20 protein-coding genes are annotated in these 19,275 nt (G+C 60.9%); 12 read left to right on the top strand and 8 right to left on the bottom strand.

Annotated features, from left to right (window positions below; all coding sequences use genetic code 11):
- The first annotated feature begins 7 nt into the window (after window positions 1-7).
- The 3 genes from ACYP2Q_RS22490 to ACYP2Q_RS22480 all read left to right on the top strand — a co-directional run bounded on the left by ACYP2Q_RS22490 (window position 8) and on the right by ACYP2Q_RS22480 (window position 3,858).
- The gene (locus tag ACYP2Q_RS22490; protein WP_046817960.1) at window positions 8-1,297 is read left to right on the top strand and encodes a M18 family aminopeptidase; all 1,290 of its coding nucleotides are present in this window, start codon (window positions 8-10) and stop codon (window positions 1,295-1,297) included.
- Between the two features lie 150 nt (window positions 1,298-1,447).
- A complete protein-coding gene (locus ACYP2Q_RS22485; protein ID WP_459732523.1) occupies window positions 1,448-1,624 on the top strand; it encodes a hypothetical protein in 177 nt (58 codons plus the stop codon).
- A gap of 77 nt (window positions 1,625-1,701) precedes the next feature.
- On the top strand, window positions 1,702-3,858 hold the full coding sequence (locus ACYP2Q_RS22480) for a mechanosensitive ion channel family protein (protein ID WP_459732522.1): 2,157 nt from the start codon (window positions 1,702-1,704) through the stop codon (window positions 3,856-3,858).
- Between the two features lie 77 nt (window positions 3,859-3,935).
- Here the strand turns inward: ACYP2Q_RS22480 and ACYP2Q_RS22475 are convergent, their stop codons facing one another.
- Window positions 3,936-5,609: a DEAD/DEAH box helicase gene (locus tag ACYP2Q_RS22475; protein ID WP_459732521.1), complete on the bottom strand. Its 1,674-nt coding sequence runs from the start codon at window positions 5,607-5,609 to the stop codon at window positions 3,936-3,938.
- A 423-nt stretch (window positions 5,610-6,032) separates the two neighbouring features.
- Here ACYP2Q_RS22475 and ACYP2Q_RS22470 point away from each other — a divergent pair, with 423 nt between their 5' ends.
- Window positions 6,033-6,824: a crotonase/enoyl-CoA hydratase family protein gene (locus ACYP2Q_RS22470; RefSeq protein ID WP_459732520.1), complete on the top strand. Its 792-nt coding sequence runs from the start codon at window positions 6,033-6,035 to the stop codon at window positions 6,822-6,824.
- 140 nt (window positions 6,825-6,964) lie between these two features.
- Here ACYP2Q_RS22470 and ACYP2Q_RS22465 read toward each other — a convergent pair whose 3' ends face one another.
- Window positions 6,965-7,720 carry a spermidine synthase gene (locus ACYP2Q_RS22465; protein ID WP_459732519.1) on the bottom strand — a complete coding sequence of 252 codons (756 nt, stop codon included), beginning with the start codon at window positions 7,718-7,720 and terminating at the stop codon, window positions 6,965-6,967.
- Between the two features lie 160 nt (window positions 7,721-7,880).
- Here ACYP2Q_RS22465 and ACYP2Q_RS22460 point away from each other — a divergent pair, with 160 nt between their 5' ends.
- Window positions 7,881-9,227, top strand: a complete 1,347-nt coding sequence (locus tag ACYP2Q_RS22460) for a class II 3-deoxy-7-phosphoheptulonate synthase (RefSeq protein ID WP_459732518.1) — start codon at window positions 7,881-7,883, stop codon at window positions 9,225-9,227.
- A gap of 112 nt (window positions 9,228-9,339) precedes the next feature.
- Here ACYP2Q_RS22460 and ACYP2Q_RS22455 read toward each other — a convergent pair whose 3' ends face one another.
- The 3 genes from ACYP2Q_RS22455 to ACYP2Q_RS22445 form a co-directional block, all read right to left on the bottom strand.
- Window positions 9,340-10,566 carry a winged helix-turn-helix domain-containing protein gene (locus ACYP2Q_RS22455; protein WP_459732517.1) on the bottom strand — a complete coding sequence of 409 codons (1,227 nt, stop codon included), beginning with the start codon at window positions 10,564-10,566 and terminating at the stop codon, window positions 9,340-9,342.
- Between the two features lie 67 nt (window positions 10,567-10,633).
- Window positions 10,634-10,864 carry a DUF1127 domain-containing protein gene (locus ACYP2Q_RS22450; RefSeq protein ID WP_459732516.1) on the bottom strand — a complete coding sequence of 77 codons (231 nt, stop codon included), beginning with the start codon at window positions 10,862-10,864 and terminating at the stop codon, window positions 10,634-10,636.
- Between the two features lie 161 nt (window positions 10,865-11,025).
- A complete protein-coding gene (locus ACYP2Q_RS22445) occupies window positions 11,026-11,247 on the bottom strand; it encodes a DUF1127 domain-containing protein (RefSeq protein ID WP_459732515.1) in 222 nt (73 codons plus the stop codon).
- Window positions 11,248-11,342: 95 nt separating this feature from the next.
- Here ACYP2Q_RS22445 and ACYP2Q_RS22440 point away from each other — a divergent pair, with 95 nt between their 5' ends.
- A complete protein-coding gene (locus ACYP2Q_RS22440) occupies window positions 11,343-12,197 on the top strand; it encodes a LysR substrate-binding domain-containing protein (protein ID WP_180203479.1) in 855 nt (284 codons plus the stop codon).
- Here the strand turns inward: ACYP2Q_RS22440 and ACYP2Q_RS22435 are convergent.
- Complete coding sequence (locus ACYP2Q_RS22435; protein WP_459732542.1) at window positions 12,187-12,921, bottom strand: sulfite exporter TauE/SafE family protein; 735 nt, start codon at window positions 12,919-12,921, stop codon at window positions 12,187-12,189. The genes ACYP2Q_RS22440 and ACYP2Q_RS22435 overlap by 11 nt on opposite strands.
- A gap of 128 nt (window positions 12,922-13,049) precedes the next feature.
- Between ACYP2Q_RS22435 and ACYP2Q_RS22430 the strand changes: the two genes are divergently transcribed.
- From ACYP2Q_RS22430 to ACYP2Q_RS22415, 4 genes are all read left to right on the top strand, one after another.
- Complete coding sequence (locus ACYP2Q_RS22430; protein ID WP_459732514.1) at window positions 13,050-14,006, top strand: LysR family transcriptional regulator; 957 nt, start codon at window positions 13,050-13,052, stop codon at window positions 14,004-14,006.
- 69 nt (window positions 14,007-14,075) lie between these two features.
- Window positions 14,076-14,537: a MarR family winged helix-turn-helix transcriptional regulator gene (locus tag ACYP2Q_RS22425; RefSeq protein WP_459732513.1), complete on the top strand. Its 462-nt coding sequence runs from the start codon at window positions 14,076-14,078 to the stop codon at window positions 14,535-14,537.
- A gap of 283 nt (window positions 14,538-14,820) precedes the next feature.
- A complete protein-coding gene (locus ACYP2Q_RS22420; RefSeq protein ID WP_459732512.1) occupies window positions 14,821-15,240 on the top strand; it encodes an organic hydroperoxide resistance protein in 420 nt (139 codons plus the stop codon).
- A 34-nt stretch (window positions 15,241-15,274) separates the two neighbouring features.
- Window positions 15,275-16,285, top strand: a complete 1,011-nt coding sequence (locus ACYP2Q_RS22415; RefSeq protein ID WP_459732511.1) for an alpha/beta hydrolase — start codon at window positions 15,275-15,277, stop codon at window positions 16,283-16,285.
- Between the two features lie 184 nt (window positions 16,286-16,469).
- On the opposite strand, the gene ACYP2Q_RS22410 is transcribed toward ACYP2Q_RS22415, so the two are convergent.
- Together ACYP2Q_RS22410 and earP are read right to left on the bottom strand one after the other, a co-directional pair.
- Complete coding sequence (locus ACYP2Q_RS22410; protein ID WP_017125860.1) at window positions 16,470-17,039, bottom strand: elongation factor P; 570 nt, start codon at window positions 17,037-17,039, stop codon at window positions 16,470-16,472.
- Between the two features lie 48 nt (window positions 17,040-17,087).
- Window positions 17,088-18,230 (bottom strand): elongation factor P maturation arginine rhamnosyltransferase EarP, encoded by a 1,143-nt coding sequence (earP, locus tag ACYP2Q_RS22405; protein ID WP_459732509.1) that lies wholly within the window; start codon window positions 18,228-18,230, stop codon window positions 17,088-17,090.
- A 124-nt stretch (window positions 18,231-18,354) separates the two neighbouring features.
- Between earP and ACYP2Q_RS22400 the strand changes: the two genes are divergently transcribed.
- Window positions 18,355-18,765 carry a hypothetical protein gene (locus tag ACYP2Q_RS22400; protein ID WP_459732508.1) on the top strand — a complete coding sequence of 137 codons (411 nt, stop codon included), beginning with the start codon at window positions 18,355-18,357 and terminating at the stop codon, window positions 18,763-18,765.
- 2 nt (window positions 18,766-18,767) lie between these two features.
- Window positions 18,768-19,250 (top strand): GreA/GreB family elongation factor, encoded by a 483-nt coding sequence (locus ACYP2Q_RS22395; RefSeq protein WP_459732507.1) that lies wholly within the window; start codon window positions 18,768-18,770, stop codon window positions 19,248-19,250.
- Window positions 19,251-19,275: the final 25 nt, after the last annotated feature.

Raw genomic sequence — 19,275 nt, 5'->3', positions numbered from 1 at the left:
GCTACTTATGCGCGAAGAGTTGAACCAAGGCCTGATCGACTTCCTGAAGGCCTCCCCTACCCCGTTCCATGCCACCGCCAGCCTTGTTCAACGACTGGAAGCGGCGGGTTTCCAACGCCTGGACGAACGCGAGCCATGGAACACTGAAGCCAATGGTCGCTACTACGTCACCCGCAATGACTCGTCGATCGTCGCGATCAAGATGGGCCGGCACTCGCCGCTGCACGGCGGCATTCGCCTGGTCGGCGCCCATACCGACAGCCCGTGCCTGCGGGTCAAGCCCCAGCCGGAACTGCAACGCCAGGGTTTCTGGCAATTGGGCGTCGAAGTCTACGGCGGCGCCCTGCTGGCGCCCTGGTTCGACCGCGACCTGTCCCTGGCCGGCCGCGTGACCTTCCGCCGTGACGGCAAGGTCGAGAGCCAGTTGATCGACTTCAAGGCGCCGATCGCAATCATCCCCAACCTGGCCATTCACCTCAATCGTGAAGCCAACATGGGCTGGGCGATCAACGCCCAGACCGAGCTGCCACCGGTACTGGCGCAATTCGCCGGTGACGAGCGCGTGGATTTTCGCGCCGTGCTCACCGACCAGCTGGCCCGTGAACACGGCCTGAACGCCGATGTCGTGCTGGATTACGAACTGAGCTTCTACGACACCCAAAGCGCGGCCGTCATCGGCCTGCATGGTGATTTCATCGCCGGCGCGCGCCTGGACAACCTGCTGTCCTGTTATGCCGGCCTGCAAGCGCTATTGACCACCGACACCGACGAAACCTGCGTCCTGGTCTGCAATGACCATGAGGAAGTCGGTTCGTGCTCGGCCTGTGGCGCCGACGGTCCGATGCTGGAGCAGACGTTGCGCCGCCTGCTACCCGAAGGTGACGAGTTCGTGCGCACCATCCAGAAATCCCTGCTGGTCTCGGCCGACAACGCCCACGGCGTGCACCCCAACTACGCCGACAAGCACGATGCCAATCACGGCCCGAAACTCAACGCCGGCCCCGTGATCAAGGTCAACAGCAACCAGCGCTACGCCACCAACAGTGAAACCGCCGGGTTCTTCCGTCATCTATGCATGGCCGAAGAAGTGCCCGTACAGAGCTTCGTGGTGCGCAGCGACATGGGTTGCGGCTCGACCATCGGCCCGATCACCGCCAGCCACCTGGGTGTACGCACCGTGGACATCGGCCTGCCGACCTTCGCCATGCATTCGATCCGCGAACTGTGCGGCAGTCATGACCTGGCGCATCTGGTCAAGGTGCTCAGCGCGTTCTACGCCTGCCGCGAGCTACCATAGCCCCACCTGTAGGAGCTGCCGCAGGCTGCGATCTTTTGACTTTAAAGATCAAAAGATCGTCCGAACGCGGCCCGAGCCTGCGGCAGCTCCTACACAGGTCGCGGGAAAGCCACCTAGACTTTAATCATCCCTTTTGACAAGGCAGTCGCCATGATCACGATGTCCTCCTTCCACGGCATGCTCATCCCTATTCTCATCGGGATGCTCATGCTGGCAGTCGGTTTCAATTTTCGCGACAAGAATGCAGGCGTGCTCGCCATGTGGCTGGGCATGCTGCTGATCCTGGCCACGGTGATCTTCAAGATCCTCGCCAAACTCAACGAATAAATCCCCACCCCGGCTCGCATTGGTTTAGAGGGGCTCGTACACTCGGTCGATCTGCCCATTTCGAGGTTGACCGCCTAGTGTTCGCTCGTCTCTTCGCCCTGCCGTGCCTTTTCCTTATCTGCCTGATGACGCTGATGCCGTCAGCGCCCGCCCAGGCCGTCGGGCTGCCGAGCCTGCTTGGCAGCCAGGCAAAAACCCAGCCCGAGGCACAGGAACCCCTCGGGCAATCCCTGGATGAAGTCATCAAGTCGCTGGAGAACGATCAGCAGCGCAGCAAGCTGCTGGCGGATCTGAAGAAGCTGCGCGACGCCACCAAAAAAGCCCAACCGGTCGCCGAGGAAGGTGTGCTAGGCCTGATTGGCGGCACCCTGGCCAGTTTCGAAAAGCAATTTTCCGGTGCCGACAGCCCGATCACTCGCTGGTCCAGCGAGTTCGACCTGGCCAAGGATGAATTGACCGCGCTGGTGCTGCCGGCCAGTGAGTGGCTGCCGATCATCTTCGCGTTTGCCATGATCCTGATGGTCTGGAGCCTGCTGGCGGCGGCGCTGATCTGGGTCAGTCATCGGGTGCGCATGCGCTTCGGCCTGACCGAAGAACTGCCGCAACACCCCAGGGCCCTGGACATGCTGCGTTTCGCCCTGCGCAAGCTGGGGCCGTGGCTGATTGCCCTGGTCATCACCGTCTACATGAGCTACGCCCTGCCGTCGTCACTGGGTAAAAGCCTGGCCATGGTGCTGGCGTATGCGCTGGTGGTCGGCACCTGTTTCTCCGCGATCTGCGTGATTGCCTTTTCCCTGCTCGACGGACCACACCGCCACCGCGCCCTGTACATCCTGCGGCACCAGGCCTTCCGGCCGTTGTGGCTGATCGGTAGCTTTGCCGCCTTCGGTGAAGCCCTGAACGACCCGCGCCTGATTGAAAGCCTTGGCGTGCACCTGGCGCACACTGCGGCGACAGTGGCCAATGTGTTGGCAGCGTTATCCACGGGATTGTTCATCCTGCGTTTCCGCCGCCCGATTGCCCACTTGATCCGCAACCAGCCGCTGTCCCGGCGGCTGACCCGCCGCGCACTCAGCGACACCATCGATATTCTCGGCACCTTCTGGTATGTACCGGCGCTGGTTCTGGTGGGGATTTCCCTGTTCGCCACCTTCGTCTCGGCGGGCGACACCAGCACCGCGCTGCGCCAATCGCTGATCTGCACCGTGCTGCTGGTGTTGTGCATGGTCATCAATGGCCTGGTGCGCCGTCACGCCCTCAAGCCGCAACGCGGGGCGAAGCGTCACGCACTGTATTCCGAACGCCTGAAAAACTTCTTCTATACACTGGCCCATCTGCTGGTCTGGCTGGCATTCATCGAGCTGGGCCTGCGGGTCTGGGGCATGTCGCTGATCAGCTTCACCGAAGGCGAAGGCCATGAGGTCAGCGTCAAACTGTTCAGCCTGGTCGGCACGCTGATCTTTGCCTGGCTGATCTGGATCCTCAGCGACACCGCCGTGCATCACGCCCTCACCCGCTCGCGCAAAGGCCTGGCCAACGCCCGTGCACAGACAATGATGCCGCTGATCCGCAACGTACTGTTCGTGGCGATTTTCATCGTTGCGTTGATCGTCGCCCTGGCGAACATGGGCATGAACGTCACGCCACTGCTGGCCGGTGCCGGCGTGATCGGCCTGGCCATCGGTTTTGGCGCGCAATCGCTGGTGGCCGACCTGATCACCGGGCTGTTCATCATCATCGAAGACTCCCTGGCCATCGACGACTACGTGGACGTCGGCGGCCACCTGGGCACCGTCGAGGGCCTGACCATTCGTACCGTGCGCCTGCGGGACATCGACGGCATCGTCCATACCATTCCGTTCAGCGAAATCAAGAGCATCAAGAATTACTCGCGGGAATTTGGCTACGCGATCTTCCGGGTCGCGGTGCCGGCCAACATGGACATCGACAACGCGATCAAGCTGATGCGCGACGTCGGCCAGAAAATGCGCACCGACCCGCTGCAACGGCGCAACATCTGGTCGCCCCTGGAGTTTCAGGGCGTGGAAAGTTTCGAGTCCGGCAATGCGATTCTGCGGGCCCGGTTCAAGACCGCCCCGATCAAGCAGTGGGAAGTTTCACGGGCGTTCAACCTGTCGCTCAAACGGCATCTGGATGAAGCCGGGCTGGATCTGGCGACACCACGCATGAGCATCCAGGTGGTGACGGCGGGCGGCGGCGAAGAAAAGGGCTAAACCGTTAAATGCAGGACAAAAAAATCCCCGAACCAGTCGGGGATTTTTTATCTTCGATCAATCAGCCCGGGGGCGGATCAATCTTCGCGGTAGCGACGCAGCTTCAACTGCTTGCCGGCAACGCGAGTGTCCTTCAGCTTGGTCAGCAACTTCTCCAGACCATCTTCCGGCAGCTCGACGAGGCTGAAGCTGTCACGCACCTGAATGCGACCGATGGCTTCACGCGCCAGGCCACCTTCATTGAGGATGGCGCCCAGCAGGTTCTTGGCAGCGATGCCATCACGCGCACCCAGCGCGGTACGGCAACGAGCACGGCCTTCACCCAGTGGCATCGGAGCGCGACGCTCGCGGTCACCACGCTCAGGACGATCACCGGAACGCTCTGGACGATCGCCACGCGGTGCGTTGTTCGGCACCAGTGGACGCTCTTTCTCGATAGCGGCCAGGTTCAGCGCTTGACCGTTGGTAGCCTTGCGCAGCAGGGCTGCGGCCAGGGCACGCGGGCTGCAACCGATGTCGGCGGTCAGGCGATCGAGCAGATCACCGTGGGTCGATTCGGCTTCAGCCACCAGCGGCGACAGGCTGTTGGTCAGCTTCTTGATGCGCGCATCCAGAACGGCTTGAGCGTCCGGCAGGCGAACTTCGGCAACCTTCTGACCGGTTACACGCTCGATCACTTGCAGCATGCGGCGCTCACGTGGAGTCACCAGCAGCAGCGCACGACCTTCGCGACCGGCACGGCCGGTACGGCCGATACGGTGAACGTAGGATTCCGGATCGTACGGCATGTCAACGTTGAACACGTGAGTGATGCGCGGAACGTCCAGGCCACGAGCAGCAACGTCGGTCGCCACAACGATGTCCAGACGGCCATCCTTGAGGGAATCGATCACGCGTTCACGCTGGTTCTGGGCGATGTCACCGTTCAGCGCAGCGGCTTTGTAGCCTTTGGCTTCCAGGGCACTGGCCAGGTCCAGGGTCGCTTGCTTGGTGCGCACGAACATGATCAGGGCGTCGAAGTCTTCCACTTCCAGCAAGCTGAGAACGGCAGAAGTCTTCTGGTCAGCGTGAACCAGCAGGTGAGCCTGCTCGATCGCGGTAACGGTCTGAGTCTTGGTCTGGATCTTCACGTGTTGCGGATCGCGCAGATGACGTTCGGCAATGGCACGGATCGACTGCGGCAGGGTAGCCGAGAACAATACGGTCTGACGGGTTGCAGGCAGGGCCTTGAAGATGACTTCGAGGTCGTCCATGAAGCCCAGTTTGAGCATTTCGTCAGCTTCGTCGAGAACCAGGTGGTTCACGGTCGCCAGTACTTTTTCGTCGCGACGCAGGTGGTCGCACAGACGGCCCGGAGTAGCGACAACGATCTGTGCGCCATTACGGATTGCTTTCAGTTGCGGGCCCATAGGCGCGCCGCCGTAAACGGCCACAACGGTAACGCCGGGCATTTGCTTGGAGTAAGTTTCAAAAGCGGTTGCTACTTGCAGCGCCAACTCACGAGTTGGCGCCAGGATCAGGGCTTGCGGTTCGCGCTTTGCAGGATCGATGCGATGCAGGATCGGCAGGGCGAACGCTGCGGTTTTACCCGTACCGGTTTGCGCCTGACCAATCATGTCGTGTCCGGCCATGATGATCGGGATCGATTGCTGCTGAATAGCCGATGGCTCTTCGTAGCCAGTCGCGGTGACGGCTGCAAGAATATTCGGATTAAGATTAAAAGCGGCGAATCCGCCGGATTCCTGGGTCATGGGTCTGCCTCTAAGTGCATCCGCAAAGACCCATGCTCCAAAGCTGCGCGTGCCGTGTTGAGACTCAAGAGTCGCCCTGGCAGCTTTGTCGGCGGGGATTTGCGAAAACGAATGAATGAAAAAGAATCGCTTAGGAAGAGTTCGCTGGGCGAACGTGCAACCGAATCTGACTTCGGGGAATTGCGCCACCTAAACGCGGCCCGGCTAAAGGCCGGCGCGCACTATACCGGAATTTGCCGAAAAAGGGAGCTTTTTTTATCGCAAAACTCCCGTGAACGGCGTTCTGTCACAGGCTTTGCGGATAATCGCGTCAGCGTCTACTTTTCAAAGGCCCGGCGCAGCGGGCGATGGCGCTAAAACGGTTCACCCACCCGCAGCAGACCTTGGGACTGCACCTCCCTCTCACGCTCGAGGAAATGCTGCATGAAAGAGCTCAATACCAGCCGCGTGAGCCGTGAAAAGCGCGGTCATGTCCTGATGATCGGACTGGACCGGGTCGCCAAGCGCAACGCCTTCGATCTCGAACTGCTCAACGAATTGAGCCTGGCCTACGGCGAGTTCGAAGCTGACAGCGAAGCACGGGTGGCCGTGGTCTTTGGTCACGGTGAACATTTTACCGCCGGCCTGGACCTGGTCAGTGCCAGCGCGGCACTGACCGAAGGCTGGCAAGCCCCGCCCGGCGGCTGCGACCCGTGGGGGGTGTTCGCCGGGCCCCGGGTCAGCAAACCGGTAATCGTCGCCGCCCAGGGCTACTGCCTGACCATCGGTATCGAGTTGATGCTGGCCGCCGATATCAACCTGTGCGCCAGCAACACCCGCTTCGCGCAAATGGAAGTGCAGCGCGGGATCTTCCCCTTCGGCGGCGCCACGTTGCGCCTGCATCAAGTGGCCGGCTGGGGCAACGCCATGCGCTGGATGCTCACCGGTGACGAGTTCGATGCCCACGATGCCCTGCACCTGGGGTTGGTCCAGGAAGTCATGGCCAGCGAGGACTTGCTGCCGCGGGCGATTGAACTGGCCGAACGTATTGCCCGGCAGGCGCCTTTGGGGGTCCAGGCAACGTTGCTGTCGGCCCGGCAGGCCCGCTACGAGGGCGAAACCGCCGCTGCGCAAGGGTTGCCGCCGCTGGTGAAGAAGCTGCTGAGCAGCGAGGATGCGCAGGAAGGTGTGCGCTCTCTGGTGGAGAGGCGACCCGGGGTTTTCAAAGGGGCCTAGTTTTGCATTGGTTTTGAGGGCCCCATCGCGGGCAAGCCCGCTCCCACAGGTATTGAGTCTGAACACAAAATTTGTGCGCAGCACCAGTCACTGTGGGAGCGGGCTTGCCCGCGATAGGGCCCGCCCAGACAACCAACGGATCAGGTGGCCGGGCGAATCGCCTTGATCAACGACTGCAACGAATAGCCCAACCGCGGCGCCAGCGCTTCGGCCCGGGCGGTCAGCGCCTCCATGTCCAGTGCCTGATCCAGTTCCGACGGCACGATCAGGATCACGTTGCCCTCCTTCACCGGCAGCTCCCAGTAATGCCGGTGATAAAGTCCGCGCAGCAACGCGGCACCCAGGGGTTTGCCATCGTCGGTGGCCCATTGATTGATCACCAGCCAGCCCCCCGGATTCAGGCGTTTCTGGCAGTTTTCCAGGAACGACCAGGCCAGGTGCCCGACACCCGGGCCGACGTCGGTGTACAGGTCGACGAAAATCAGGTCCGCCGGCTCGGCGCTGTCGAGCAGCTCCAGTGCATCACCCACCCGTATGTACAGGCGTGGATCATCGTCCAGCCCCAGGTATTCGATGGCCAGGCGCGGCACATCCGGGCGCAGCTCGATGGCTTCGACATCTTCCAGCGGCAGGAACTTGAGGCAGGCCTGGGTCAGCGTGCCGGCACCAAGCCCCAGGAACAGTGCGCTTTCCGGCTGTTCATGGCACAGCGCGCCAATCAGCATCGCCCGGGTATAGTCGTACTCGAGCCAGCTCGGATCGGCGGTGAACACGCAACTTTGCTCGATGGCATCGCCGAATTCTAGAAAACGGTAATCGGCCACTTCAAGCACGCGGATCACGCCAAATTCGTCCTGCACCTCGGCGAGCAGATGCTCGACGCGCTCCTCAGTCATTTCGTCTCCTGATCGTCACCGGGCCTTCTTGGGCAAGCAGCAACGCGATAAACCGCAGCGGAAGCGGCAAAGGCGCGATTGTCGGCGAAGCGACGGGAACAGGTCACGCACTAATTTGCTGATAACATGGACGTCCGAGCGAAAAACACTAGAGATCAAGATGAGCCAACCCTGGAGCCCTGACAGCTGGCGCGCCCTGCCGATCCAGCAACAACCTCAATACCCCGACGCCGCGCATCTGCAGCACGTCGAGCAAACCCTGGCCAGCTACCCGCCGCTGGTGTTTGCCGGGGAAGCCCGGGAGTTGCGCCGTCAGTTTGCCGAAGTGACCCAGGGACGAGCGTTCTTGTTGCAGGGCGGCGACTGCGCCGAAAGTTTCGCCGAATTTTCTGCAGCGAAAATCCGCGACACCTTCAAGGTGCTGCTGCAAATGGCCATTGTCATGACGTTTGCGGCCGGTTGCCCGGTGGTCAAGGTCGGACGCATGGCCGGACAGTTCGCCAAGCCTCGCTCGGCCAACGACGAGACCATCGACGGCGTGACACTGCCGGCCTACCGTGGCGATATCGTCAACGGCATCGGTTTCGATGAAAAAAGCCGCGTGCCGGACCCGGAACGCCTGCTGCAGTCGTACCACCAGTCCACCGCCACCCTGAACCTGCTGCGCGCTTTCGCCCAAGGCGGGTTTGCCGATTTGCACCAGGTACACAAGTGGAACCTCGATTTCATCGCCAACTCGGCGCTGGCGGAAAAGTACAGCCACCTGGCCGACCGCATCGATGAAACCCTGGCGTTCATGCGCGCCTGTGGAATGGACAGCTCGCCACAACTGCGCGAGACCAGCTTTTTCACTGCCCACGAGGCGCTGTTGCTCAATTACGAGGAAGCTTTCGTCCGGCGCGACAGCCTGACCAACGACTATTACGACTGTTCGGCGCATATGCTGTGGATCGGCGATCGCACCCGGCAGCTCGACGGCGCGCACGTCGAATTCCTGCGCGGGGTGAACAATCCGATCGGGGTCAAGGTCGGCCCGAGCATGAACCCTGAAGACCTGATCCGCCTGATCGACGTGCTCAACCCCGACAACGATCCGGGTCGCCTGAACCTGATCGCACGGATGGGCGCGACCAAGGTCGGCGACCATTTGCCACAGCTGATCCGCGCCGTGCAGCGTGAAGGCAGGCAGGTGCTGTGGAGTTCCGACCCGATGCACGGCAACACCATCAAGGCCAGCAGCGGCTACAAGACCCGCGACTTCGCGCAGATTCTTGGCGAAGTGAAGCAGTTCTTCCAGGTCCACGAAGCCGAAGGCAGTTACGCCGGCGGCATCCATATCGAGATGACCGGGCAGAACGTCACCGAGTGCATTGGCGGTGCGCGGCCGATCACCGAGGACGGTTTATCGGATCGTTACCATACCCATTGCGACCCGCGGATGAATGCCGATCAGTCGCTGGAGTTGGCGTTTTTGATTGCTGAAACTTTGAAGCAAGTTCGGCGGTAGTTTTTGATCACCTGATGTACCGCTATCGCCAGCAGGCCGGCTCCCACATGGGTTTTGTGTACGACACAGGTCCAATGTGGGAGCCAGCCTGCTGGCGATTGGGCCAGATCATTCATCCCTCTATCTGTGCCAATGCCACCCGCAACCTGTACGCGCTCGCCCTAGGGCAATTCAACTGCACCCGCTCCAGCCCCAACCAATCCGCCATCCGTCGCAGATTCATCGCCAGCGCCAGCATCCCCTCATCGTCCAGCCCCGCCTCTTCCTCATGCACGGCATGTACCGCCAACCGCCCAGCGGCCCGTTCGGCACGCAAGTCGACCCGCGCGGCAATCCGTTCGTTGTGCAGGAACGGCAGCACGTAATAGCCGTAGACCCGCTTGTCCTGCGGCGTATAAATCTCCAACCGATAGCGAAAATCGAACAGACGCTCGGTACGGCTGCGCTCCCAGATCAGCGAATCAAAAGGTGAAAGCAACGCGCTGGCCTCAACCTTGCGCGGCACCTTGGGCTCGGGCAGGCAATAGGCCGGTTGCTTCCAGCCCTGGACTTCGCAGATGTGCAACTCGCCCGCCTCGACCAACTCCGCCAGACGCGGACGACTGTCAGCAGGATTCAGGCGGAAGTAGTCACGCAAGTCCTTCTCGGTACCCACGCCCAAGGCTGTCGCTGCATGAAGTAGCAATCCACGCTGGGCCTCGGCTTCATTGAGAAGTGGCTGTGCCAGAATCTGCGAAGGAATGACCCGCTCCGGCAGATCATAGAGCCGTTCGAATCCACGCCTGCCCGCCACTGTCACTTCGCCGGCGGCGAACAGCCATTCCAGCGCATGCTTTTCCGCGCTCCAGTCCCACCAGGGCCCTGCCCGTTCCTGGCGAGTCGACAGGCTGCCGGCGCCCAACGCGCCTCGCTCTTCAACGCAGGCCAGCACCCGGCGAACGGTGTCCTGCTGTTCACGACCGAAACGCGCCAGTTGTTGATAAATGTCTTCGCCTCGACTGGCTCGACCCATGCGCCAGCGCATCAACGGATAAAGCGATAAAGGCAGCAAGGACGCTTCATGCCCCCAGTACTCGAACAAGGTGCGGTGTCGTCCTTGGCTCCAGGCCGCCCGGTCGAGCAAGTCGGCGCAATAATGGCCAAGCCGGGAAAACAGCGGCAGGTAGTGCGAACGTACCAGTGCATTGACCGAGTCGATCTGCAAAACGCCCAAGCGCTCGATCAAGCGGTTGATCGCGGCAGGCTTGACCGACGCTGGCGCCTGGCGCCCGGCAAAACCCTGGGCGGTCAGCGCCAGGCGCCGGGCTTGTTTCAAGGAAAAACACCGGGAAGCAGGCATCTGAAGGCTCATCGACAAGGCTCTCCCCACCTTAGCGGCAGGCGGAAAAAACGCCAATGGCCACGCCTCATCGCTTGAGTGGATCATCCCAGAACGGGCGAATTGACTCCCGGTGGACATCGGCTCGACTCAAGCCAATATCGCGCAGGCAGTCATCGCTCAATCGCGCCAGCTCGCTGCGATCCCTGCTCAACTGGCGCCAGCGCTGCAGTTGCGTGAGCGCCGCCCAGACTGGCTGTCGGAGCCTGTGCAGTGCCGTGCGCCTCGCGCCCCTTCCTTCAATGCTTCGTCGTTCCATGACACCACTCCTCGATCTTGGGGGGTGGATCTTCGGCCAGTGCAGAATCAGGCTCCACTAATGCACTATGACCATCTGTTTCGGGCTCACGCCAAACCGTCAACCCGGGCTTTTGCCGGGATGACGGGGTAGTGACGGGACATTTCATGGGGGTGTCGAGCCTACTTTCCATTGCCCATCGGGTCTTGCCAGAAGTGCAGCTCGGATTCGTGGGCGACGTCGGCACGACTCAAGCCGATGTCCTTCAACGCCTCATCACTCATGCTCGCCAGCATTTCGCGCTCACGGTGCAGCTCGTACCAGCGGCCGACCTTGTGCAACAGATCGGAAATCAGATGAACCGAATGTTTTTCAGCGCCATGGATTTCATATTGACCTTTCATCTTGTTGCCCTCCGTTTGGATGGCTCAAGTCTCTGCCCAGGACTAAGATCAATCCAACGAATGTTTCTGATGGTAACCATCTCGGAGATTGATGCATGTCGGCCTACCCGAGTATCGATACCGAAGTGCTGCGCACCTTCGTCGCCATCGCCGACCAGGGGGGATTCACCCGCGCCGGTGAATTGGTCCATCGCACCCAGTCAGCTGTCAGCATGCAAATGAAGCGGCTGGAAGAAGACGTGCTGCAGCGCCAGTTGTTCCAGCGTGACGGACGCCAGGTGCGGCTCACGGCCGAAGGCCAGGTGCTGCTGGGTTATGCGCGGCGAATCCTCAAGCTGCACAGTGAGGTGTTCAACACCCTGCGCGAGCCGCACATGGTCGGCACGGTGCGCATCGGCACCCCGGACGACTACGTGATGCGTTTTCTACCGGGAATCCTGCGCCAGTTTGCCCAGTCCTACCCCCTGATCCAGATCGAAGTGCATTGTGAGTCATCCAAACAACTGCTGATGCGCCAGGACCTCGACCTGTCCATCGTCACCCGCGAGCCGGGCAGCGAAATCGGCCAGTTGTTGCGCAAGGAACGTTTTGTCTGGGCCGAGGCGCAATGCTATAGCGCCCACGAGCAGACGCCGTTGCCCCTGGCGATGTTCAACAGTGATTGCTTCTGCCGGATGTGGGCCTGCAACGCCCTTGATGCCCAAGGGCGCGATTATCGCGTGGCGTACAACAGCGACAGCCTGTCGGCGATCATGGCGGTGGTCAGCGCCGGGCTGGCTGTCACCGCGCAACTTGAAAGCCTGATCACTGCGGACATGCGCATCCTCGGTGAAGCCGAGGATCTGCCGGTGCTACCCGAGGCGAGCATCATGCTGGTGCGCAACCTGCATAATCCATCACCGATCACCGAGTGCCTGGCCGAACATATCGTCGAAGGCTTCAAGCTTTAAAAGCGAGCATGACCGCACAGCACAGCAGAAAGCCGCAAAACAAGGCGCGCAGCAGGCGCTCAGGCAGGCTGTGGGCGATCTTCACGCCCCAACTGATGCTCATCAACCCGCCGATGGCCAGGGGCACACCGATCATCCAGTTCACCTGGTGATGCACCCCATAAGTGACCAGCGTGACGCCGGTGCTCGGCAGTGCCAGTGCCAAGGACAGGCCCTGAGCAACCACCTGGGTGGTGCCGAACACGCTGGTCAACACCGGTGTCGCCACCACGGCCCCGCCCACGCCAAACAAACCGCCCATGGTGCCGGATGCGGCGCCGAGTACGCCCAGCCATGGCCATGAATGGTTCATCTGCGCCGAAGGCGCTGTACTAGCCATGAACATCCGCGCCAGGTTGTAGGCGCAAAGCGCGACCAGGAATGCGACAAAACCGATACGCATGGATTGCGCATCGACCCCCACTGCCCAGATAGATCCAAGCCAGGCGAAGCAGAATCCCATCGAGGCCAGCGGCAGCGCGTAGCGCAACTCGATCTTGTTGCGCTGGTGGTAACGCCACAGCGCCAACATCACGTTCGGCACCACCATCACCAACGCCGTACCCTGGGCAATCTGCTGATCGAGACCGCACAACACCCCCAGCAACGGAATCGCGATCAATCCCCCGCCAATGCCAAACAAGCCGCCGAGGGTTCCCAGGGCTGCGCCGAATACCAAATACAACACAAATTCAATCACAGCGTATTTCTCCACACGTCAGGCGAGTCATCCTACGCAACTGGTTCTAGCGCGCAAACGCACAGCAACGCACAATGGCTATGCCAAATTCGCACAAGCATCGAGCCACCCCCATGAATCCCAATCAACTGACCGAGCAACTGGGCCTGTTTCTTGACGTACTGGAAACCGGCAGCTTCTCCGCAGCGTCACGCCGTCATCCACTGACGCCCTCGGCAGTGGCGCGGCGCATCGACAGCCTGGAAGGCGCCGTCGGCAGCCAGTTGTTCATTCGCAGTACCCATGCGGTGCGCGCGACGCCGGCGGGACTGGCGTTTGCCGAACGGGCCCGGAGGATCGTCGCCGAATTGCGCCTGGCCCGGGCCGAAGCGGTGTCCCTGAGCAGTGCTCCGGAAGGCTTGATACGTATCGATGCACCCGCCGCGTTCGGGCGGCGCCATCTGGCACCGGTGATTGCCGATTTCCTGCTGCTCTATCCCGGCCTCGATGTGCAGTTGCAGCTGATCGATAGTTTTGTCGACATGCAGGGCTTGAACCTGGGCAAAGTCGACCTGGTGTTGCGCGCCGGGCAATTGGCCGATACCCGGTTGGTGGCCACGCCGCTGGCGAGCATGGTGCGCATCGCCTGCGCCAGCCCCGACTATTTGCAACGCCGCGGCGTGCCGAATGATCCGGCGCAGCTGGTCGAACACGACGGTCTCGACTGGGCCGGCCTGGCTCCGCCCTTCGCCTGGCGCTTCGAACGGGACGGCCAGATGCAGCTGCATCGGCCGTCCCGCGTGCGCATGAGCGCCAACAATGCCGAAGCGCTGATCTCCAGCGCATTGGCCGGTCTGGGCATCGCCCACCTGCCGACCTGGCTCGTCAGCGAATACCTGTTGCGCGGCGAACTGCTGCCGTTGTTCTGCGCCAACGGCCTGCCGAAAGCGGAAAGCTCCGGGATCTACGCCTTGCGGCTGCAGCAGCAACCCAACTCCCGCAGTCGCCTGCTGCTGGAATACCTGAAAACCCGTTTCAGCCCCATTCCGCCATGGGACCTGGCGTTGCAAACCAAGTTGGGCCGGCACTAGTCGAGAATTGCCTGGCGCGTTAAAGATTTGCCCGCTAGATTCATCAGGACCACTGATCAAGGCTTCCACATGACCTCCAAGCGCGACACCCCGGATAACTGCGACGACCTGCTGCTGGACAATCAGGCCTGCTTCGCCCTGCATTCCACTTCGCTGATGATGACCAAGGTCTACAAGCCCTTGCTGCAGGCGCTGGGTCTGACCTACCCGCAATACCTGGCGATGATGGTGCTGTGGGAACAGGACGGATTGACCGTAGGTGAAATCAGCGCGCGCCTGCTGACCGATCCCGGCTCGCTGACGCCGCTGCTCAAGCGCCTGGAGGCCGAAGGCGTGCTCAGCCGCACCCGCAGCCGTGAGGACGAGCGCGTGGTGATCGTCGAACTCACCGACCAGGGCCGCGCCTTGCGCGACAAGGCCCGGGGCATTCCCCAATGCATCCTCGGCGCCAGCGGAATGACCCTGGAACGACTGCAAAAGCTTCAAGCGGAACTGCAGGAACTGCGTCGGCATCTCCAAGACAGCCTCTGATCCCCTGTGAGAGCGGGCTTGCTCGCTCCCACATTTGCCTTGTGGTGTTGCCAAATTCGCGCGTGCGCTCACTTCCTGAAAAAAATCTGCTACATGACAAGCCTACCCCTAAAGCTCTAGCTCTAAGCTCTCAAGCCAATTTACCCAGCCACCAATCAGTCTTTCGCAAACTTTTTCAGAAATTTATCTTACGCACTAAACATTAGCGCGATACATTTATCTCGCACTTACTTAGCGCGCAAACATTTAGCGCAAAACTCCAAACCCGAACGAGGCTTTCGCCATGCAAACTCTCTACACCGCAATCGCAACTTCCACCGGTGGCCGTGACGGTCGTGCAATCTCCAGCGACAACATTCTCGACGTCAAGCTCGCCACCCCGAAAGAACTCGGCGGTGCTGGCGGCGCGGCGACCAACCCGGAACAACTGTTCGCCGCCGGCTACTCCGCCTGCTTCATCGGCGCACTGAAATTCGTCGCCAGCCAGACCAAGCGCAAGATCCCCGACGACGCCTCGATCACCGCCCACGTCGGCATCGGCCAGATCCCAGGCGGCTTCGGTCTGGACATCGACCTGCACATCAACCTGCCAGGACTTGAACAAACCGACGCACAAACCCTGGTCGACGCGGCCCACCAGGTCTGCCCGTACTCCAACGCCACCCGCGGCAATGTCGAAGTGCGTCTGCACGTGACCGTCTAACTACTGACCAAACAGGCCCGAACAGGAAATCAACATGAACACTTTCAGCAAAGTCTTGACCGGTACCCTTCTCGCCCTGTCCGTGCACAGCGCATTTGCCGGCGACGTTGAACACAACACCCAGGCGTTCCTCGACGTGCTGAATGCCGGTACCGGCAAGCCGCTTGAACAACTCAGCCCGAAAGACGCCCGCGCCGTACTGACGGGCGCACAGGCCGGGGTGAAACTGACGCTGCCAAAAGCCGATGTCAGCCAGAAGACCATTCAAGTCGACGGCCAACCGCTGAACCTGACCATTGTCAGGCCGGCCGGGGCCAAGGGTGAGCTGCCTGTGTTCATGTTCTTCCACGGCGGTGGCTGGGTGCTGGGGGACTTCCCGACCCACGAGCGGCTGGTGCGTGACCTGGTGACGGGTTCGGGTGCGGCGGCCGTGTTCGTGAACTACACGCCGTCTCCGGAAGCCCATTACCCGGTGGCGATCAACCAGGCATACGCCGCGACAAAATGGGTGGCCGAGCACGGTAAGGAGATCAACGTCGACGGCAAGCGCCTGGCGGTAGCCGGCAACAGTGTCGGCGGCAACATGGCAGCCGTGGTTGCGCTGATGGCCAAGGACAAGGGTACCCCGGCGATCAAGTTCCAGGTGTTGCTGTGGCCGGTGACGGATGCCAACTTCGAAACCGCGTCCTACAACCAGTTTGCCGAAGGACACTTCCTCACCAAAAACGCGATGAAATGGTTCTGGGATAACTACACCACCGACGCCAACCAGCGTAACGAAATCTACGCTTCACCTCTGCGCGCAACCACTGCCCAGTTGAAAGGGTTACCGCCAGCGCTGGTGCAGACCGCCAGTGCCGACGTACTGCGCGATGAAGGTGAAGCCTACGCCCGCAAACTCGACGAGGCCGGTGTGGCGGTGACTTCGGTACGCTACAACGGCATGATCCATGACTACGGTTTGCTCAACGTGGTGAGCCAGGTGCCGGCGGTGCGTTCGGCGATGTTGCAGGCGTCGCAAGAGCTCAAGCAACACCTGAAATAACACGCTTTAACTGTAGGAGCCGGCTTGCCGGCGATAGCGACCTTGAAGACGCCGTCGCCCGTAGGAGCCCGGCTTGCCGGCGAAAGCGATCTCAAATACGCCTTCGCCGACAAGCCGGGCTCCTACAAACAGGCACAAAAAAGCCCGACTCGATGGTCGGGCTTTTTCATTCCTCAAGCTGTGCTTATTTGGCACGGCCTTTGTAGGAACCGCCTTCGCGGGTATCGATCTCGATCATGTCGCCGATTTCGATGAAGTCAGCAACCGACAGCTCGGTACCGTTCTTCAGTTTGGCAGGCTTCATCACCTTGCCGGAAGTGTCGCCGCGAGCGGAACCTTCGGTGTAGTCAACCTGACGCACGATAGTGGTCGGCAGCTCTACGGAAACCAGACGATCTTCGAAGAACACGGCTTCGCAAACATCGGTCATGCCTTCTTCAACGAAAGGCAGAACGGCTTCGATGTCTTCAGCGTTCAGTTCGTACATGGTGTAGTCGGTGGTGTCCATGAACGTGTAGCTGTCACCGCTGATGAAGGACAGGGTCGCTTCTTTGCGGTCAAGGATCACGTCGTCCAGCTTGTCGTCGGCGCTGTAGACGGTCTCGGTCTTGTAACCGGTCAGCAGGTTTTTCAGCTTGGTCTTCATGATCGCGCTGTTACGGCCCGACTTGGTGAATTCAGCTTTCTGAACCAGCCAAGGATCGTTGTCGATACGGATCACGGTACCGGGTTTGAGTTCTTTACCAGTTTTCATTGCGAATATCCGAATTTGGATGGGATTTACAAAAATCTAGGCCGCGTATCATATCCAATTTACATAAAACTGTACCAGCGCCGCGGCAAGATCGGTGTGCAAGGCCTGTTCCAGACACCACGCCTCGGCGTGTTTTTGTAGCGGCGGCCAGTGTTTGCGGGTCGACTGCCAGTGGTCGGTCATTGTCTCACCGGCATTCCAGGCCCGCCAGAGACCGCTGATCGCCTCGCCAGTCTCCGGCGGCAGGTCCTTGACGTAGAGCGCGAGGAAGGCTTCGAGCTTGTCCAGGTGGACATCCTCCTCTTGCTGGTAGATGTGCCACAGCATTGGCCGGCCCGCCCACTGCGCCCGGACAAAGGAATCTTCGCCGCGTACGGCGTTGAAATCACAGCACCACAGCAACTGGTCGTACTGGTCCTGTCGGACGAACGGCAATACCTGCACGGTCAAGGCATCGCGCACATGCAGCGCCCCGGCCTGCAGATCCTGCGTACCCAGCCAACGCTCGACATCGCCCAGGATCCGCCCTTGCGGCACCAGCAGATGAGTGGGCGTCGAATCGCTGGCCAATGTGTCCAGCCAGCTGGCCAGGCCGGCATTTTCATAGGCAAACAGCGAAATCAGCAGCGCATCGGGTGCGCGGTCGACCCCCAGGTCTTGCAGGAAGGCCTGTTGAGCCTCGGCACTCTGCTGAAACTGCCGACGCCGTTCGAGCAGTCCGCCTTCACGCAGCAGGCCGCCCGTCCCTTTTTGGAACCCCGGGAAAAAAAAGTGCTTCTGAACGTGTTTGTATTTGACCGACGGCAAGCCGTGGCAGCCGATCACCCAGTCTTCGGCGCTCAAATAGTCGAGGTTCATCCACAGCGGCGTTTTTTCCCGCTGGGCCATGGCGTCCATGTAGGCGCCTGGCAACTGACAGGCGAACGCGGCGATTACCACATCGGCCGCTTCGACCGGCTGCCAGTCCGCCGACCATTGGCACACCTCGACACCCTGTTGCCATTGCCGGCCTGCGTGAATGTCGATCTCTGGGCACAGGCGCTCGAAGGCACGCAGATCGTCGACCCACAAGCGCACCGCCACCCGATGCTCGTCCACCAGTTGCCGCGACAGCCGCCAGGTCACGCCGATGTCGCCATAGTTGTCGACCACGGTGCAAAAAATATCCCAGCGGGTTTTCAAATCAGGCATTCCAGGCTCCCGTTGGAAAAGGCAGCGATTGTCCGCATAAATCAGCCCGCGCAGAAGAGCCGACGACAATTAATCTTCGTGCGACAATCGTCACTCGCCCGCGACCCCTCGCCAGGAGGCAACAATGCCCTACCGCCCTACTCCGCGCCGATCCTTTTCGATTCAACTCAATGCCCTGCAACTGACCGGCAGTATCGCCCTTGGCATGTGGCTGGGTTTCATCGCCATTGTGTTGACCGTCTGGCTGGTGTCCCGGCTGTTTTTCAGCGAACAACTGGCACCCGTCGCAGCGGCGGTGGAGCAACTGGCCAAACCGCCGGTGGTAACACGAGCAGTGCCGGATATTCCGGCACAGAGCCCAGTGTTCGAGCAGTATGAAGAAAACCTGCGCAAGAACGAGCAAGCCCAGCGACTCGATCAGGCGCGCGCCAGCAATCGCAACCTCTCGAACCCCAAATGCCAGTTCTGGTTGCAACAGGACCAGACGGCACCCAGCGAAAAAAGCCGCGCCAATGTCCTGCAATTCTGCGATTGATCATGAATAAGCATACCGTGCACCAACTGATTCTCGACAAGCTGCGGGTCGATCTCGACATTGCCGAGCGTGCCGCGCAAACCGCGTACGAAACCGCGACCCACGAAGAAAACATCGCCGAAAACAAGTACGACACGCTGGGCCTGGAGGCGTCTTATCTCGCTGCCGGGCAGGCCAGGCGGGTCGAAGAGATTCGTCTGTCACTAACACTTTGCCAGAACCTGGCACTGCGTGCGTATGACGATCAACGGGGCATCGAGATCGGTGCCCTGCTCGGCCTGGAAGACGAAAAGGGTCGCGAACAATGGCTGTTCCTGGCGCCGGATGCGGCGGGCCTGAAGGTTGACCTGGTAGGGCAATTGATTACCGTCATCACCCCGCGCTCACCGCTGGGCAAAAGCCTGCTGGGCAAGTTCGAAGGCGATGAGGTGGAGATTCTGGTGGCGGGTGCTCGGCAACAGTTCGCTGTCACCGAGGTAGTTTGACCGGCTGTCCTGCCGACGCGGCAGG

The sequence above is a fragment of the Pseudomonas sp. MHK4 genome (genome assembly GCF_054600775.1).
This window is presented reverse-complemented; position numbering and strand designations above follow the sequence as displayed.

Coding starts and splice junctions, on each gene's coding strand:
- ACYP2Q_RS22445 (WP_459732515.1), bottom strand. CDS start 11,247: ATGAAAGGTCAATATGAAATCCATGGCGCTGAAAAACATTCGGTTCAT.
- ACYP2Q_RS22485 (WP_459732523.1), top strand. CDS start 1,448: ATGATCACGATGTCCTCCTTCCACGGCATGCTCATCCCTATTCTCATC.
- ACYP2Q_RS22395 (WP_459732507.1), top strand. CDS start 18,768: ATGAATAAGCATACCGTGCACCAACTGATTCTCGACAAGCTGCGGGTC.
- earP (WP_459732509.1), bottom strand. CDS start 18,230: ATGCCTGATTTGAAAACCCGCTGGGATATTTTTTGCACCGTGGTCGAC.
- ACYP2Q_RS22465 (WP_459732519.1), bottom strand. CDS start 7,720: ATGACTGAGGAGCGCGTCGAGCATCTGCTCGCCGAGGTGCAGGACGAA.
- ACYP2Q_RS22460 (WP_459732518.1), top strand. CDS start 7,881: ATGAGCCAACCCTGGAGCCCTGACAGCTGGCGCGCCCTGCCGATCCAG.
- ACYP2Q_RS22420 (WP_459732512.1), top strand. CDS start 14,821: ATGCAAACTCTCTACACCGCAATCGCAACTTCCACCGGTGGCCGTGAC.
- ACYP2Q_RS22415 (WP_459732511.1), top strand. CDS start 15,275: ATGAACACTTTCAGCAAAGTCTTGACCGGTACCCTTCTCGCCCTGTCC.
- ACYP2Q_RS22450 (WP_459732516.1), bottom strand. CDS start 10,864: ATGGAACGACGAAGCATTGAAGGAAGGGGCGCGAGGCGCACGGCACTG.
- ACYP2Q_RS22440 (WP_180203479.1), top strand. CDS start 11,343: ATGTCGGCCTACCCGAGTATCGATACCGAAGTGCTGCGCACCTTCGTC.
- ACYP2Q_RS22430 (WP_459732514.1), top strand. CDS start 13,050: ATGAATCCCAATCAACTGACCGAGCAACTGGGCCTGTTTCTTGACGTA.
- ACYP2Q_RS22425 (WP_459732513.1), top strand. CDS start 14,076: ATGACCTCCAAGCGCGACACCCCGGATAACTGCGACGACCTGCTGCTG.
- ACYP2Q_RS22490 (WP_046817960.1), top strand. CDS start 8: ATGCGCGAAGAGTTGAACCAAGGCCTGATCGACTTCCTGAAGGCCTCC.
- ACYP2Q_RS22470 (WP_459732520.1), top strand. CDS start 6,033: ATGAAAGAGCTCAATACCAGCCGCGTGAGCCGTGAAAAGCGCGGTCAT.
- ACYP2Q_RS22400 (WP_459732508.1), top strand. CDS start 18,355: ATGCCCTACCGCCCTACTCCGCGCCGATCCTTTTCGATTCAACTCAAT.
- ACYP2Q_RS22475 (WP_459732521.1), bottom strand. CDS start 5,609: ATGACCCAGGAATCCGGCGGATTCGCCGCTTTTAATCTTAATCCGAAT.
- ACYP2Q_RS22410 (WP_017125860.1), bottom strand. CDS start 17,039: ATGAAAACTGGTAAAGAACTCAAACCCGGTACCGTGATCCGTATCGAC.
- ACYP2Q_RS22455 (WP_459732517.1), bottom strand. CDS start 10,566: ATGCCTGCTTCCCGGTGTTTTTCCTTGAAACAAGCCCGGCGCCTGGCG.